The 17,820-nt window shown below is 44.7% G+C and carries 5 protein-coding genes; all 5 read right to left on the bottom strand.

What is annotated here, in order from left to right; genetic code table 11:
* Positions 1-191: 191 nt before the first annotated feature.
* The 5 genes from NSQ55_RS15745 to NSQ55_RS15725 all read right to left on the bottom strand — a co-directional run bounded on the left by NSQ55_RS15745 (position 192) and on the right by NSQ55_RS15725 (position 17,741).
* The gene (locus tag NSQ55_RS15745) at positions 192-6,989 is read right to left on the bottom strand and encodes a stalk domain-containing protein (RefSeq protein ID WP_339167935.1); all 6,798 of its coding nucleotides are present in this window, start codon (positions 6,987-6,989) and stop codon (positions 192-194) included.
* A 108-nt stretch (positions 6,990-7,097) separates the two neighbouring features.
* Positions 7,098-8,039: a hypothetical protein gene (locus tag NSQ55_RS15740; RefSeq protein ID WP_339167934.1), complete on the bottom strand. Its 942-nt coding sequence runs from the start codon at positions 8,037-8,039 to the stop codon at positions 7,098-7,100.
* A gap of 341 nt (positions 8,040-8,380) precedes the next feature.
* A complete protein-coding gene (locus tag NSQ55_RS15735) occupies positions 8,381-13,987 on the bottom strand; it encodes a hypothetical protein (protein ID WP_339167932.1) in 5,607 nt (1,868 codons plus the stop codon).
* 296 nt (positions 13,988-14,283) lie between these two features.
* Positions 14,284-15,492, bottom strand: coding sequence for an SGNH/GDSL hydrolase family protein (locus NSQ55_RS15730; protein ID WP_076184889.1), 1,209 nt, complete (start codon positions 15,490-15,492; stop codon positions 14,284-14,286).
* Between the two features lie 17 nt (positions 15,493-15,509).
* The gene (locus tag NSQ55_RS15725; protein ID WP_339167929.1) at positions 15,510-17,741 is read right to left on the bottom strand and encodes an FAD-dependent oxidoreductase; all 2,232 of its coding nucleotides are present in this window, start codon (positions 17,739-17,741) and stop codon (positions 15,510-15,512) included.
* Positions 17,742-17,820 lie beyond the last annotated feature (79 nt).

Below are 17,820 nucleotides of genomic sequence, written 5' to 3'. Positions count from 1 at the left end.
CTTTCTAAACCGAGTTCACTATTAGACAGATTAACACAATCTAAAGAATTGTTTCCAGTTAAGACAATTTTATCGTTCGTGCGGACTTTCACCGCCAAGTTATCGTCCATGATTGCCGCACACTAGAAAACCCTCTAACATGGCAGTGCATGTTAGAGGGTTTCGAGCGTAGCTGCTAATTTTAGGAAATACTACTTCATGATACTAATAGATTTCGAAGTATTATCGAAGAATATATTTGCACCAAAATACTCAACAATGAAACGTAATGGGAGCATAGTACGACCGTTTACAAGTTCAGCTGCTACATCCATTCCTGGTGCAAGTTCACCGATCTTAATCGATAAAGTCTGACCTTTCAAGGTGATCATTACGGTTTTCGTAACGTTATCCCAGCTTACATTTGCTCCTAAGCTCTCGGCAATGAAGCGCAGTGGGACTAACGTTCTGCCTTTAACTACCGTTGAAGCAACGTCCATACTCATTTCGATTCCGTTTAATTTATATCCTGTCTTTCCTAAAGTGAATTCCAATTTCACAGGTTCAGGCTTGGCTGTAATGAAGATATAACCTAGTCCTTTTGCCGTGAAAGTAAATTTACCTGTCTCACGCTCATAGTTGCCGCCTAAACGCTCCATGTTACCGTTCAATTGAAGCATAACACCGCATAACATGTTAAGATCGTTTGTCGACAGCTTCTCTTTTGACAGATCGAAGGTTACGGGTATAAGCCCTGTATAATCCGTTACTTCCCGGCCATCCACGAAGATCTTTAATTCATATCCCCGCCCTATAGCTCCGCCTCTTTCATCTACAGGTATAATGACAACCTTCATCCGCTTTCCTGTATTCAACTGCTTCAACAATTCAGCGGACAATTTAACAGATATGGTGTCATTCGTAACGATTAGCGGTTTGTCGGCATTAATAATCGCACCGATCGTATCGCTTTGAATCTCAAGCTCATCTTTTCCGGCTGACATCGTCAATTCAATGGAATTACCCTTCTTCAGCTGCTCTTTGATTGTAGCATCAATACGCTCCGCTACTGATGACTCTGGCGAAGGAGTCGGCGTACTGCTGTGGCCATTTGAATTGCCGCCATTGTTATTGCCATTATGGCCACCACTGTCATTTGTAGTAATTACAATAGTTAACTCTATCGTATCCATGCCAGCATGATTGGAAGCCGTAATATTGAATTTGTAAGTTCCCGCTTCAGTAGGCACGCCTGAAATAATACCCGTAGCTCCTTCTAAATTCAGCCCAGCAGGTAAATAATTATCACTCACTTTCCAGGTAATCGGTTTGTCGCCGTAAACCGCTAATGTTACCGTATACGGTTGTCCAACGTTGCCGCTTAGCAGATTCTTAGTGATAATCTCCGGAGCTGTATCCACTGGCTTATCTTCTTTAATCTCGATGCTCAATTCTCGCTCATCTCTACCAAAATCATTCGTTGCTGCAACAGTGAATTCGTAATATCCCGCCTCTAGAGGCGTACCCGAGATAACGCCTGTTGCTTCATCTAGGTTCAAATCTACTGGCAAATCTCCTTCCTGGACCTTCCAAGAAATCGGTTCACTGCCATATACCGCTAGTGTTACTGTATACGGTTGTCCAACTTTGCCATTTGGTAAATTCTTAGTGATAACCTCCGGAGCTGTATCAACTGAGACATCTTCAGTGATCACTATATTGAACTGTTTTGTGTCACTGCCAACGTCATTGTTTGCTTGAACTTTGAACGTAAATTGACCCCATTGATCCGGTGTACCAGAGATAACACCTGCATCTTCATCCAAGCTCAATCCTGATGGTAATTGACCCTCTACAACAGCCCATTTGATCGGCTTATCGCCATCAGTGGTAAGAACTGCCGAATAAGGTTGTCCTACCTTGCCATCCGCATGCGAATTCGTCGTAATCGTTGGTGCCGTACCTGCGTCTTCAGCCCATTTCGCATATAATTCAATATCCCTTGTAACAGGATCAGCATCGAAATTCCAAGCATCGTTTAATCCTTTATCTTGATACCAACCGCCGAAAACAGTTTTATCTTTTGTCGGCGCTGTTGGCTCGGTAATTGTAGCGCCCATGTCAGCGAACTTCACCGCAACTTCGCTGCCCCCATTGGAATCAAAAGTTACCGCATAAGGGTTGTGCGCGCCGATGGAAGGCGTTCTGCCGCTAACTGAATTGCCGAAGAAGTCTGTTCTCTCCGTCATATGAGGCAGAGCATTCGCCCGATCCACATATGGGCTTACAATCTCGGCACCTGCACCATAGGCCAGGTTATTACCATCCGCAAGACGGAACCCGTTCATCGCACTGTAATCAAGCTTGGCATCCACTGTCCCACTGTTGGTAATCCAATGTTCAGGCGCAGATTTATAGTCTTTTAATATAGAATTCAGTTCCTCTTCCGTTACATAGCGGTTGTCTGTTGCTGTTACGCCTGCACCTAGATATCCGCCTCCACCTGCGTTCATACTGCCAAAAAGATTAGCCGGATATACAATGTTGTTCGTAAACCGTCCGGCTGCAAATGGAGCTGATGTTCCCCCGCCTTTAAGACCAACCTGGTTGTTTGCCCCAGTGTAGGCAAATATATTATTTTGGAAATAAATGTGCAAGTTGGAGGCTGTCGGGTCAAATACTAACGAACTGCTATTCTTTAATGGTGTGACGATGACATTGTTATAGTATAAGCCACTTAATTCCTCGCTCGTTGAAGAACCTCCTGCAAGCAATATTAGACTGTTAAAGCTCTTGTTAAAATCGGGGCTGCGGCCGTCGTTCACGCTAATATTATAGCGAACGATATTGCCCTTGGCAGCATTCATCTGTAAGTACCAACCACCATAGTTATTTCGGCTGTAATTGTATTCATACACATTGTCCTGACAATAGTTGTCAATGTCCCAAGCCATACCGTCATTACTTGCATGATAAGGGTTATCCACAGCTTCATTATAGCGGAAGATGGTGCCTTTACTTGCCATAATCCACGCAGCCGCATAGTTTTGCGAACCTAGATATGTTGGTGCTGTATTATTTGGCCCCCAGTTCGTAACCAGATTGCCGCTCTTATCGCTTAAATAGCTATAACCGTTGTCTGTGACCACATTTCGTTCCACAAGGGAGTTGTTCCCACCGGACATAACAATGCCATCTCCAACCGAACTAGAAATCCAGTTGTTTCTAAACACAGCGTTGGATGCCCAAGGATAGCTAGAATTACTCCAAGTAATGCCTGTGTTATTAGTCCCTGGATTGCTTGGCCCGTAGGCATTATTGCGAATACCTTCGTTATCACAACGAAGGGTTTTGTTGCCTTCAACCAATATATCCACATAACCATTAATAATGATGCCGCCGGATACCTTACTTGCTCCATTTGCTTGGTGCAGCCCATTAACATCATGAACATAGTTATCTCGAATGACGATTCCTTGCATACGAGCATCAGCATAATCTTGAATATTAAACTGACCTTGTCCCAGCTTCGAAATCCTTGACATTACAGCGATACCGGAGCGGCCGTCACCTGCCGCATTGCCGATGTTCGTTACTTCAATTCCACTGACTACCCAATAGTTTACGTCATATAACTCAATGGTACCGTTTAAGGATATGCCTGATGGGCTCGACGCTGTTCCTCCACCATTAATTACCGGGCGTTGGTTAGGGTCGGTCGTATTATATTTTGTAAGCGTAATCGGATTTCCTTCCTCACCATTGCCGCGCAGTCTGATTTGTTCGTTCCATACGCTATTCGCATCCAGATAAATAGTTGAACCTGGCATAAATACATATTCATTAATCTTGGAGATTGATTTCCATGCCGTAGCTGGTGTGCGTCCATCTGCATGATCGTCACCGTTATTGGAGAGATAATAATCACGGACTTCAAGGGGTACAATGTTCAACTCGAAGGTGATTTCGGCAGGATACAGATCAAGTCTAACGGTATATTTTCCCGGCACGATATTATTTCTTGTGAATGATTCTTTGTTAATCTTCAATACATTACCGCTAACCGTATAATCCACATCCCGCAGCAGAGTTACAGCGCCGATCTTCACTCCAGCCAGATCCGTTAAATCAGGATTTACGGTGATATTATAGTCATCCAGACCAATAACATATGTGCTGTCTTCCAAGTGACTATACTCTTTAGGCAAGAGCTTTAGCGTAATAGAAGCTGTTCCGGTTTGGGCTGCTATTCCACTATCGATAACATATACGTCATCGATAAAATGCCTGTTCTGTATATCCTTAACCGTTCCAGGCTTGTTGCCCCAGTTCGTAGCAAGCTGCAATGCATCGATCTTGGAAATATTGTTCTTAACTGGAGTATCAAAATTTCCGCCAGCTGTTGTTTGCCTTTGAATGTCTTGTCCATCGATTTTATAAGTTGTTCCTGTTGATGTAACGAACCATTGAAATTTATGCCAACCTTCGCTTCGCTGGACATCTACAGGATAGAATCTCCCGGATGAACCAGGCCTGACTGCGTAATTGGTCAGATTTTCCGCCCAGTCACCATCTCCATTGCCATAATTTATTGCGATATGTTCATTGGACGATGGGGTTAAGCCAAAGACAGCGTGGTCATTGGAAGCCGCTCTGCCATCATCATAGTACCAAGCAGTAACGATTGTTGTCTTACCGGTTGCAGGGGCATAATTATAGGTACCTGGAACAGTCGCCACCTGACCGGCGCCGCTTGATGTCGCGGCCTTTCCTCCGGTACGAGACATCACATCGCTGTGAACATATCCGTTCGCACCATTTGAAAATTTCTTCTCCCCTTCAAATCCATCGTAAAACTTAGTGTCAGCCTTATTGAAGTAATCAACGCTCACATGTACAGTAACTTCTTCGTTCCCTGTCGGAATATAACCTTTCTTAACCGTCACGAATCCGGCATCATCAACTTCAATCTTATCCTTGTCTTGATCCGCCGGACTGAAGCTGATGTTATCAGCAACGAACACATCAGCTGTGTCAACCATTAACCGCGTTCTATCTCCTGCCCGTAATGTATCGTTCTGGCGAATTAGCGCAATGTTCGCTGAATATTGTGCACTCTCCCCTGACTCATCAGAGTCTAAGAATCGTGACGTTGCGTTGCCGTTTGCTTTTATTTTAAATGTATCATTTAAAGTCGGGGACAAAGCCGCATCATTGCTTGTTGCTGCAATCGGGCTTCCATTAACCACTCCATTACTGAAGAGTTGAACCGAATAGGCAGATGCGTTAGCGACGCGATCCCATGTAGCGTATGTGCCGTTCCATCTGGCATTTGCCGGTGTAGGCAATTTCTCGATTTTCAATATTCCGGATGCTGCAACTTCTTCACTGATATCTCCCGCATTATTTATGACAATAGCTGTAACAGTGTAGTTGCCCACTCCCAGTGCCCTTGCATAGGGCAGAACATGATGCCTTTCATGATTGTTAGGCTGGTCGGGTCCCCCATTTTTCGATAAATAATAACCAACAGGTACACCGTCTTTGAACAGTGTTACAAGGGTATCCCCGTAATTGGAAGCGCCATTATAAATACCCGAATCCGAGTCAAGCGTTGGATTAATTGGTGCATTCACCTGCGTATTGGTGGTTATCAACAACGGTACAGCATGGGATTTCACTACAACTCCCTCTGCCGAGGAAACCTCGCAATAATAAAAATTGCCTTGTTGTGAAGCTGCGTCCACATTGGAAAGTGTTAATACTGCCTTATCAGCTCCGCTGACTTTTGTCCCGCTCAAGCCAGTCTCATCATCAGATACATACCATTGATAAGCAGTAGCAGCGGCTGATGCCGTAATGCTAAATGTTGCTGTTTCACCTTGTTTCACTTCTGCAGCTGTTGGCTGAGTGCTTATTTCTAAATTTGGCAATCCGCCGGGAGGCACCAAATTCACTGTTAATGTTCTGGTTCCTGTTGTTGTAGCCACATCTTTTACAACATAAAAATCGTCAATTAGATGTTTATTTTTAATATAAGCTTTGTTCCCTGTCTGGCTATTCCATCCTCCCGCTATTTTAGGCTGAATGGTTGTACCGCTCTTCATAGCTCTGTAAATATCACTTTGCGCTGAATCGGATATTAATGTTCCGTCTATTTGTAACGTCGCACCATTTGGTGTAATAAGCCACTCGAATTTATGCCAGCCTGTGGAACGTAAAGCCCCGCTATCTTTCCAACGGTTGCCTGCTGTACCCGCTGATGATGGTGCATAAGCCCAAGTATATTTCGTTGGGTTATGAATAACATCTGCCTCTGAACTTTGATAGAATGTCCCGGCAAAGGTGGCATTTTTACCATCTACAATAGCAAATTGCGTTCTATCCGTCGCAGTCTTCTCCTCATTAGGATACGGGTCAAAATACCATGCCGTCATCTTATAATTGCTGCCAGCCGGCAATGCCACATCTTGGGCTACCTTTTCATTATTCGTATCATCCGAAGGTGTAATCGCTTTCAATCCAGAACGGGACTGTGCATCGGACAGCGTGAATGACGAGCCTAATTTGCTCATAGATGTCATCGGACCATTGTTGTTCTCGAAGTCCTCCATGAATAACACTTCTGAGTCAGGGTAATAACCCGCCCTGGCCGTGATTGTCACCGGGACGCCCGGAGCATCTGGCGACGCAAATGTATAACCGTTAGATAACGTAATGTTCCCCTGATTATTAACAGTTAAAAGTTGCGAATTGCTGGAATCATAACTTACCTCGTCAATAACCGGTCCTTTAACCAGACTGCTTAAAGGTGAACCTTTATACGTAAGATTTACCCTACCTGTTTGACCTGCCGCTTGTGTCAATTCTAGTACAACGGAGTCAAAAGATTCGCTCCCTCCCGCAGCTGACACTTCGGATGAAGGTGCCAAGCCGAACAGAGCAGGGAATGCCAACGTTGTAGCTGTAACTATCGACAAAGCTTTTTGCATCCATTTCCATCGTATCATTCCAAAATTTCCTCCCTTTGAAATTAATAAATTTATACTTTATAAAAAATCTGTATCTATGGAAGTCTCAATAGACATAGATTTTTATAAACTTAAAAACTAACTATTCTAGTTCACTACAAACTCACTGAATCGATTACCGTTATACACGATCTTCAATTCATTCGTATTTGCAATTAACGCGCGCAAGTCAGACTCCGCCGATCCGTATAGAATGGAATCTTTCACTTCTTCCAGTTTAAGCTTGGTGATTTCCGGTTTTGTGGTTAATGTAGCAACGACATCCTCACCCATATATTTACCGATTACTGTCTCACCTACAGAAGCAGCAGCTAAAGACTCCCAGAACTTAAGAGACTCGGTATCTTCTTTGGATATATCTAAACGATTTAGCACTTTCTCTTCTTTGACTTGTCCCGCTGTCGCTAACGCAGCCGTTAATTTATCAGCTACACGAATATAATCCGCACTTTTTGATGCATACTCAACTTGTAACTGGGCGTCGCTCATTTTCGTTTTCTTTACCTGGGTTTCTATCAAATCCGGCCAACGGGCGCCACTTAAATATTGCATGTATTGATATAAATCAAACTGAGGCAACCCATAGTAAGTCTCTCCTGAATCATCCATCTTAGCTCGCTTAACATTTTCTTCTTCCATGTCGGATTTAAGCTCATCAAAGCTTTGGTAAGGGGCGATTCCTCGCTTGTCTGCAATAAATTGCTCCTGCTTGGACATTAGCAATGCTGTCATCGCAGAATTTTTGGCGTATTCAGAGGGGGTTTCATGATTTTTGCCGTATTGACGTGTCCAGAAGCCCTCATCTACTTGGGCCCCATAAGTTCTGAAGAAATAGTCTACCGTTATAGCTCTCTGCTCTTTGACAAAAGATTGAAATTCTTCCTCTGTTACGGCGTATCCATCTACTGTAAATATCCAATTTTCAGGCAGTTCCGCCTTTTTGTTAGTTAAGCCCAACATGAGTAAAGCAAGAACAATCAGAGCGGTAAACAAGATAATTACCGTTGGTTTTCGTCTTGTAATCCCCATGACAGCCTCCTCTCCAATATTCAACCTAGCTTTGCATGAAAGCCATGACAGTGAAATTCTTCGCCGTTGCAGGAGAAGTTCCCAAATTTAAATGGTTAGACATTATTGTAAGTTTAGCCACCCCCTAATGTAAGCGCTTATTTATACTGAATTAGAACAAATTTGACATGTTCAAATTACCACGTTTGGTTGAAAACGCCCTGCTAATCTAGCATGAGCAGTATTATGTAGATATCACCCAGTTGAGAGCCTTGAAAGAATAGCTTTTTGTATAGCTCTATACTAAATTCCAGGAAATAAAAAAGCCGAATGGATTGTTCTCATCCACTCAGCTCATAAGTTTATTTTACAATAATCTGTATCGTATCACTTTCCGTTGTTCCACTTCCATTCATAAACTCACCGCGATAGTGATAGATGCCAGGAGATTTCCCTGAAATTTGTGTAATGGCCGATTGAGCACTTGGTGTTTGTGAAGATAAAGATTGCGTCTCAATAAGTTCGCCATTTTCATATAATCGATACTGTACTGCGTTCGTGCCCCACCACATATTAGCAGTAATACTATAGTCGCCATCTTGATCCCAGTTGTCACTAGACAACACAGGTTTGCCGGGATTCGCCTCAGCCACGGTGACGGTGTGTGGATCACATGAAGTCGTTCCATACAAATTCGATAACTCACATGTATACACATAGGTTCCATTCGGCTTTCCTTGAATAGGAATAATGGAAGTCTGGGCGGCTGGCGAAACATCGGCCAGTGACTTCGTTTGGATCAATTGACCATTCTCGTACAACTTATACTGTGAGCCATTGTTTCCCCACCACATATTCATTGTAACCTCATAATTGCCATCATTTATACCTGTCGCAACACCGCTATTATTCGAAAGTATCGGTTTACCTGGCACCCCATTTGCAAGCAATTCCGGGCTAACGGAATGCCGTTCGAACTTGACTGCATCAGCCCTCGTATAAATCATATCGGCAGGTAGAGTTGGTGGATCTACCGTTGTCGGAGTAACCCTGGTTAGACGAACGTACTCGCTGCCGTCTCCAGTAAAGTCGAACGTTCCTAGATTAACCCAACCTGATGAGCCGACGGTTGCATCAATATACGTAACCTCGGTAACCGACTGATGCTTCACTTCCACTTTGACATAGTTATCGTTTGCCGTCGTATGGACGAGTTTGTAAATGGAGACCGTATATTTCCCCTCTGGAAACTGGCCTTTCCACGTCGCTGATGAACCTTGAACGGTAGAATAACGGGACTTAACCCCAATTTTGTATCCAGCTAAATTGCTTTGGCTCCAAGATCCTTCTGTCGTGTATAACCCAGTTGTATTCGTGCTGTCGACAATAACCGTTAAGTCCCTGATCGCAATTGTCATAGAAGGTGTTGTTAAGGTCACCCCGTCAATCGTTACAGTGGCCCATACCTCAATATGATCCGTTTCTCCGTCGAGAATTAGAAGGGTCAACATACCGCTACTGTCCACTTCAGCCAGATCGGTTCGATCAACGAAATACTGCACATTTGCCTGTGATAGATCACCAATCAGACCGTTATCCAAATAGCCGGTCACGCTTAGTTGTGCGGTTTGAGTCATTTGCAGTTCATCCCGATCCGACAGGATCACCACAGACTCCAATTGCGGCATACTGTTTGGATCCACCCACATCATCGCATCGGCAACTACCCGTGACTTGTTGGCCTTATTGGTTAATTCGACATATCCGCTATCGCCTGCTGCAAAAGGATAATCTCCCAGGTGCACCCAAGTCCCATTGGCCGTTGTCTCATCAACGGTAACCGTCTCGGAGCCTCCACTATAATAAACGGTAAATGAGGCATTCGTTGCCCAATTTTCACTTGTAGCGGTTATTTGCGGAAGCTTGTAATACACACTGTAAGTAACACTTTCCGGCAGCTCAGGCCGCCATTTAATTCTGCTTGTCGCTGTGCCGGCAGCCGATTTGGCGTACACATAGTTATCATAGTAATAGTCGTTAGCCGTTGTATCCCGTATCCAGACGCCTTCTGTCTCTGCCTCCGTATTATCCACAATGATCGATGAACTCTCCTGCCAATCCGGTTGAACTGGAGTTTCTTGTACTTGATCAGGCAAATAGAGTGTCCGCTTGCGGGTCTGTTTCCCATCCGATTCCACATAATAAGTGAAGGTTTGGGATAAATCGTTTACCCGTATCGACCATTCCATCGGATAGATCGTATCTGGAATGGTTGTATACGTTACTCCGCCATCCAAGGAATAATGGATCGTCGCTGGTTTTGTCGTTTTTGCCTGCACATAAGCATCATAGGCCGTTTCGTCGGGCTTGACGATCAGCATACCTTTAACCGCATCTATTGGACTGTGGATATCGAAGAAATAGCTTGCATCCGATGTATCAGCAGTTCTGACCTGGTGCAGCGGCACATCAATGTTGAGTCCTTCTACAATGATAGCGGTTATTCCCTTGCTTGAAACCGTGGCTTGAATGATTCCGCCACTCATAACCGCTTGCTCTGGTATGCCATTGTCGCGGATGATGGTTACGGTATAATCTTGTGCCGGGTTGAACCCAATGATTTGCGCATTCAATTCGATCGGAGTCTGGACTTCAGCTGACGATTCGTTACTTAACCCGATGTAGAATTTATTCCCGCTCTCTCCCGTTATCCAGTTCAATTGAGGATGGTTGGTCTTGATAATCCCCTTGGGCATCCAGAGCCAAACGTCGGAATTACCGTAAAAATTCCCTGGTTTATTTCCATAAAGGTGATATTTGAACCATAAAAAATTAGTTTCAAAAACAGAAGGAAATGTAATACTACCATTCGATTTCAACGTTTGTTCGCTGATCAAATAATCCATCGTTTGCCCGAGCTGTCCCGGGATATGGTGATAATAGATGGATGTAGCCCCGCTTGGGCCTTCCAGAGGAAACTCTGGCTCAAGTTGGCTAACGGCGAAGCCCTTATAGTAATAACCTGGATAACTAGAATATCGTCCAATAACTGCATTATGAGCAATATCCTGCAGCAGTTTATCACCTGTATAGAGCGACAATCTCAGCATGAATGGAGCTTCCTGAGCATTCATCCGATAATAGCCAGTTGTACTTCCCGCTTCAAACGTCAATCCATTGGGAGAAACAAGCCAACTATCCGCTTGTACGCCTCCGGCTACATCTTCTGGGAGCTTGATCCGAGGATATTGATATTTACCACTTTCCGGCCAATGGAACGACTCCGCGTAATTATACGTCTCAGGCTGCGGAATCGTAACGCTACCTTCAGGAACCGGACGAGCAACGAACATCGTTGCATACCGTTTGGCTTCCTTATAAGCAGCATTCAAGTATTTGGGATCCTGAGTTTCCTCGTAAAGCTCCAAGATCTCCATCCACAGCTTGCTATAATAATAAATGAACTCATTTTTACTAACATTAACAGATGCAGGCGTATCAATATGCTGCATGATATAGCTGTCGGCTGCATCCTTGGCAGCCTGTAAATACTGCGTATCTCCCGTCATACGATACATCATCAGGGGTTGAATGACAGGACCCCGGTCTTTCTGGTCAGGATCACGCACGAGGTATTCTTCCTGTGCCAGTGCTCCAATTCCTGCCGAAGTACCCATCATCTGATTGATAGCGGTTACGCTTGAAAAATCAAACGGCAAGGTTGCCATTTTCCATAACGACGGCACACCGTATACTGGCTTTTGCGTAGGCGACCAGCCTATACCATTTCGCGATAAGCCATACTGGACCGACGGCAATGCTCTCGTATCGTAGAGCTGGTTATCCCCAGTCAAATAGTAAGCCCCCAAAAGAACTGCATTCGAGCTTGTTCGAACGCTATCCTCGTTTTCGATGTCAATAAAGCCCTTGGCACGGCTCCACCACCCGCTGGGTGACGGGACATAATCAACAGAGTCATCCCCTTGCGGATCTATCTTAAGTAAATCGATCATATTGAACATCGCGTCAGTAAGCGACTGATCTGATACATTTTCCCGGTATGCAGAATAACCGTACTCTTTGCGAAGAATATCCGCGTAGGACTCATACAATTTGCTTTTTTGAGCGATTAGTCCCATATGAAATTGATAAGTGCTTTCTGCGTTCATTTGCGAATAGGTCCCTAATTGAGGAGCATACAAGATTGGCTGCACGCTGCCTTCGTTGTTGACAAGGCTCATGCCAAGCCTTTGCTTCGTAACGCCTCCCGTCGGTTCAAATTCAACCGGAAGCTCATCCGACGGTACAAATACCCCATATGTCAATGGATTCCCCGAACCGTCATTCTTCTCAATTAGACTCATCGGAGCGCTTAGTTCCCTTAAGCTTGTTGATTCCACTGAACCTACCATTTTGGCGTGTGATCTGAAACCATTTAACACTTCATTGACGTCTGAGATTTGCTCTGTTGTGAAGGACTGATAACCGATTACATAATTGCCATCCTTGCGAGGTGTAAAGGCGAAGGAAACATCAGGTTTGTCCCCTGACATAGACCAGTTCACTTGTAAATCGTAATCGCTTTCATGTGAAGAATCGGTTAATATCGCCGTGTGGCTGTCTGGGAAATTGATCTCGTCGAATGTAATCCAGCGTTTGTTCATCGTATCGTAATAATTGGTTCGACTCCCCGCATTCCCATCCAATAAGACCCATTGTTCTTCAAGTCTTTCCGCCACATTATTAACAGGCATCCAGTTCCCCGTATCCGTATCCTTGTAGAACATATCACGAACGATGGTTTTGCCTTCATCCCAAGCAGCTTCATAAAAGGTAGCCTTATAGCTGGCATTCTCGATGCTGCCTTTTTCCGTGTAACTGAGATTCGCCAATGTACGGCTGCGCAGCGGAGGCAACGGCGGAGCTTGCTGCCGTATATTCCCTTCAAATTTGACCGCATCGGCCCGCGTAATGATTTTTCCGGTCGTAGGTTGTGTTCGAGTCAGTCTGACAAATTCGCTATCATCACCACTGAAATAATAGGACCCCAAATCAACCCATCCGGCCGATGGCCCCGACGAGGGTCTCAGATCCATAAACATGACATCCGTAATCCCATTGTGAACAATTTCGATTTTAACATTACTGTCTGCTTTATCCGCCCAATCAAGCTTGTTGAATGAAATTTTCACCGTCCCTGCTTCTAATCGCGGATTCCATGTGATGCTTCTTCCTACTGCATCGGTAAATTTGGAACTAGAATTATTATATCCCTTCACTCCCGTACTTGTAGTCCAATCAGGAGCGGAGAACCCGTTATTTGCGTTATCTACATCAGTGGTGACGACATCATCAATCGTGAGGCTTCCATCATCAATGATGATCGTCTTATGAGGCTCTTTTTGCTGAATATTCCCTTCGAACTTGACCGCATCTGCACGAGTAAGTATCGTGCTGGTTGTGCTGGTAGACCGAGTTAATCTAACGAATTCGTTACCAACTCCGGAAAAATAGTACTCTCCCAAATCAACCCATCCCACAGAAGCGCCAAATGAAGGTCTCAAATCCATAAAGAGAACATCCGTCGTTCCATTGTGGACGATTTCAATTTTTACATTGCTATCCGCTTTATCTTCCCAGTTAAGCTTGTATAACGAAATTCTCGCCGTTCCTGCTTCCAATCGTGGATTCCATGATATCGTTCTGCCTGCTGTACTCGTATATTTGGAGCTGGAGTTATCATACCCCTTCACCCCTGTACTTGTGGTCCAATTTGGAGCCGAATATCCGTTGTTCTCGTTACCCACATCAGGTGTCACAACATCATTGATCGTGATGCTCCCGTCATCGATGATAATCGTCTTATACGGTAAGGTCTCTGCATAAGCGGTCCTTATTCCGTCTAGGCTGAAAGGAACTAATATCGTCACGATGAAAACGATTAAGAAAAACAGCTTCCTTTTTATCATACAACTCACAGCCTCCCTTAAGTTGATAACGCTTACAAAATAATAAAACCCTCCTTTGTTCTAAGATCATAAAGAAGCAATCAGCCGTATTCTTCTGGCTAAACCCGCTCCGTCGTTTTTATCATAGCATGTCACGTAACTGTGAAATTTCTTTGATTTCAAGAATTTCTTATAAGATTTTAAGCAAGAAGAAACGACTTTGTCTTCCTTTAAAAAAGAGACCTACATCATAACTGGCCGCTCAACTGCAGTCAGTATGATATAGGTCTTTCAATTGGAGAAAACCTTATGATTAATTATAATGGCGGCTGCACCAATAACAACTTCCCAAGCTGGATCACCGTTTGATCATACCAATCTGGATGCTGCCGAACATGCTCAATACTTCGTTCATTGCCGCATGCCTCAAATACAGCCGCTTTGTCTGTCTTTTCGGTATCGACTTCGAAGCGCACCGTATGTTTCCCATTCGGGAGCTCCGGCAAGAATACATACTGATTACGATTATGATCGTTGTGTAGTGTGAATCGATCGACAATAAAGGGTTCCCCACCATCCACCGACACCTTCAATCTGCCAGAATCAGGCCCCCCGATATCGAATAACCCGATATGGGTTCCCTCGAACTGCACCGTAATAGCCTCTCCAGGATCGACTGCTCGCCACAGGCCGGGGAACAACCAATTGTACTCGCGTACTAAAGCACAATCATCGGGAGTCATGTAAGACCATCCTGCGGAAAAATCGGTAAGACTATCCAATGACAGCATGCTCGCATATTCCCAAGGATTAGCCGGGACCAACGGATTCTGAGGTAAGTGATGTACTGACCTTCCTGGATGATCCTGAAGTTCTCTAATTTTCTCAAATGACCGGGTGATCGTATCCGTGTAAATCTGATGTCCTTCGGGAATAGTCGGATGGATCGAATCATGTGTAAAAACAACGGCTCCGGAAATGGACACGTCTTCCCTTGAGGTGAAAACGAGTTTTCCCTCCGACACCAAGTGACTGACCGCTACGCCCAGATGAATCGAAGGAATACCGTAATAGTCGGCCACTTCCTCTTGCATTAGAGCCCCCTTCTGGTATTCTCCAGACTGAAATAAGGCCACATCCCGCTCCTTCAGCGTATAAACGAACAGGATATCAGTAAACCGGCTCCGCTTGCGGATCTGACGGACAATCCCTTCGATCCGCGCCTTGGATTCGGGATCTCCGCCATCATTACCGACAAATTCAACAAATACTAGATCAGGTCGATGACGCAGTACATCTGTCTCCAAACGGGCACAACCCAAATCCGATCCTGTCCCATCAATGCCTGCATTCACAGAGCGGATATCCGCCTTAGGATATTGCTTACGAAACCAATCCGCCGTCATAACCCTGTAGCCTTCAGAACGTGTATTACTGCCGCCGAAATAGACGATTGTTACGGTATCCCCATTTTCCAATTTTTGAATTATATTGGGGAGCCCTTTACGAGGGAATAATTCCTTCATCGTGACTTCACCTGTCCTCATTTATCGATTTTAGGAGCAAACAATTTCACAGCAAACACTTCAAAATAAGGCGAACCATAAGTTGCTCCGAAATTTATCCGGATTCGGGTTACACCATTCGCATCTATCTTATGTTTATTCAACGTGAGATAATTTCCACGAGTTATGATTGTCCTCTCGGTTCCGTCTTCTAAGGTCAAGGTCATATCATAATCTTGGATAAGGGACTCAATCGGGTCGTTGAAATGCTCCAAATCCAGCTGCGAATTAAAAACAAGATGGATTTCGTCCAGATTTTTGGGGCTTGCAAAACAGAATTCCAACCATTCCTGTCCTTCCGAATGTTCAGAAATCCAGCCGTTCGGTTGGCCATAAGGTCTGGAGTAGCCATTGACAACATTCTCAGGACTATACATATTCTGAGCTGGCATCAGGTCCTTAAAGCAAATGCTCTTATTGAATTTCTTCAGCCTGGACGGCTCTTCCGGCCTATAGTGGAAGCTGACCGCTCCTGTCAATTTCTCTTCATTACCGTATATGGCAAGGCTCGCCGTGCCCTCCAATATGATGTAGATTTTGTCGTCAGCCGGTTTCTTGCAGTCCAAGTCTAGCGTAATCCAGTCGTCATGACCGGCTGTAATAACCAAGTGGTAGTCTCTCAACTCGCTGGTTGGAATGTAGTTTTCCTTCCATTCCCCGCCAAAAAGCTTCACATGTAGAGTTTTCGAATGATTGGAGCTATTTTTAATTTTGAACCGTACGCTTTCAGCCACGGATGTCTGAATCGGCAAGACCAAACATAACCCTTTCTCCAAGGAAATCTCTTCGGTTGGATGAAGATTGTCATAGCTGCGCTGAGACGAGGCACGAATAGTTAATCCGTCAGCGAAGTAAGGATCCAATTCCTCTTGAAGGCCTACAATGGTTTGTCCGTCTCGAAGCAATAGCGTCTGCAGCTCCCCCATATGAGCTTCGACTATGGCCGCGGGGTCTACCTCATATTTCGAGCACAACGAAGCAGCTGTTCCAACCGCCTGCCCCATACAACCGCAGGTTGCCATAACCCTTGTAGATCCGAAAGCCACATGGGTAGCACTTATATTGCGACCAGCGAACATGAGATTAGAAATATTTCGTGAATATAAACTGCGGAAAGGGATATTGTACAATCCAGGCACGAAATTCCAAGCTGTAGCCGGTCCCTCATCGTAGATGCCCTTATTAGCATGTAAATCCATATACCATCCACCGACGGATACAGCATCTTCGAAATGCGGCTTTGCTGTGAGATCGTTCTGAGACAACATGTGATCCCCAATAAACCGCCTCGACTCCCGCTTTCCCGGGATCGGGCATACATAATCCAAAATGAGATTGTCTACATCATCAAATTCACCGCTATTTTTGAGATAATCCCAAATCCCGTATACCAATTTCCGCAGCTCCAACGCGATGTCTTCATTATTTTTGATAATATCCATATGTCCGCCGTATTCCAGCCACCACAATCCGCCAAGCCCGTTGATTTTTCTTGGAAAAGCCCGATGGTTTAAGCCTTTTCTGATACTATCGAAAAAGGCCAACTTCGTAATATCATACGCAAAGCCAGGTCTTTTGTATGGAACGGAATATCCTACGTCACGGGCTTGAAACAGGATCGTATCGCCCATGGTGTAATGGTCCGCCACTTCAGGAGCCAATTCTTCCTTGTATTCATGTTTCGCTTCTCTCCCCCATCGGAAGAGAGCACCTGCCTGATATCCGACAACTCCATCTCCAGAGCAATCGATATAGGTTCGGCTTTCAAAACGGAATTTCCTTTCGGAAGCCAATTGAAGGCCTTCCACCCATTTAATTCTGCCGTTCTCCATGCCCGTCTCATGCACGCATGTATTCAGAAATAGAGAAATGTTAGGCTCAGCATAGACCATATCCAACAAGACCGTATCCGAAAGCGAAAGCATCAGCTTCTTGTTGTATAACGGATTATAGTGGAAAATCTTCAACTTGAGTTCTTCCACCAACCCTCCTTCGCGTGCATAATAGGATGGACTGTTTCCGAGATATGCCGACCCGTTGATATGAACCCTGACCTCGCTGCTCGCATTTCCCCCAAGAACCGGTCGATCATTAATAAGTGACACTTGCAGCCCTTGGCGTGCGGCAGCAATGGCAGCGCATATCCCAGCAATACCTCCGCCGACGACGGTTACATCTCCTTTAATAAGCTCCATTTTGATAACCTCCATGATTAGATCCTTCTATCATGGTAATCCTTTTGCTCCCTTTTTTTTTACATGATTTCGCGAAAAAATCACACATTTTTTG

The organism is Paenibacillus sp. FSL H7-0943 (genome assembly GCF_037963265.1).
Taxonomy (GTDB): domain Bacteria; phylum Bacillota; class Bacilli; order Paenibacillales; family Paenibacillaceae; genus Paenibacillus_AQ; species Paenibacillus_AQ odorifer.
The sequence above is the reverse complement of the archived record's forward strand: the minus strand, read 5'-3'. Positions and strand labels throughout refer to the sequence as shown.

Coding starts and splice junctions, on each gene's coding strand:
- NSQ55_RS15745 (WP_339167935.1), bottom strand. CDS start 6,989: ATGATACGATGGAAATGGATGCAAAAAGCTTTGTCGATAGTTACAGCT.
- NSQ55_RS15740 (WP_339167934.1), bottom strand. CDS start 8,039: ATGGGGATTACAAGACGAAAACCAACGGTAATTATCTTGTTTACCGCT.
- NSQ55_RS15735 (WP_339167932.1), bottom strand. CDS start 13,987: ATGATAAAAAGGAAGCTGTTTTTCTTAATCGTTTTCATCGTGACGATA.
- NSQ55_RS15730 (WP_076184889.1), bottom strand. CDS start 15,492: ATGAAGGAATTATTCCCTCGTAAAGGGCTCCCCAATATAATTCAAAAA.
- NSQ55_RS15725 (WP_339167929.1), bottom strand. CDS start 17,741: ATGGAGGTTATCAAAATGGAGCTTATTAAAGGAGATGTAACCGTCGTC.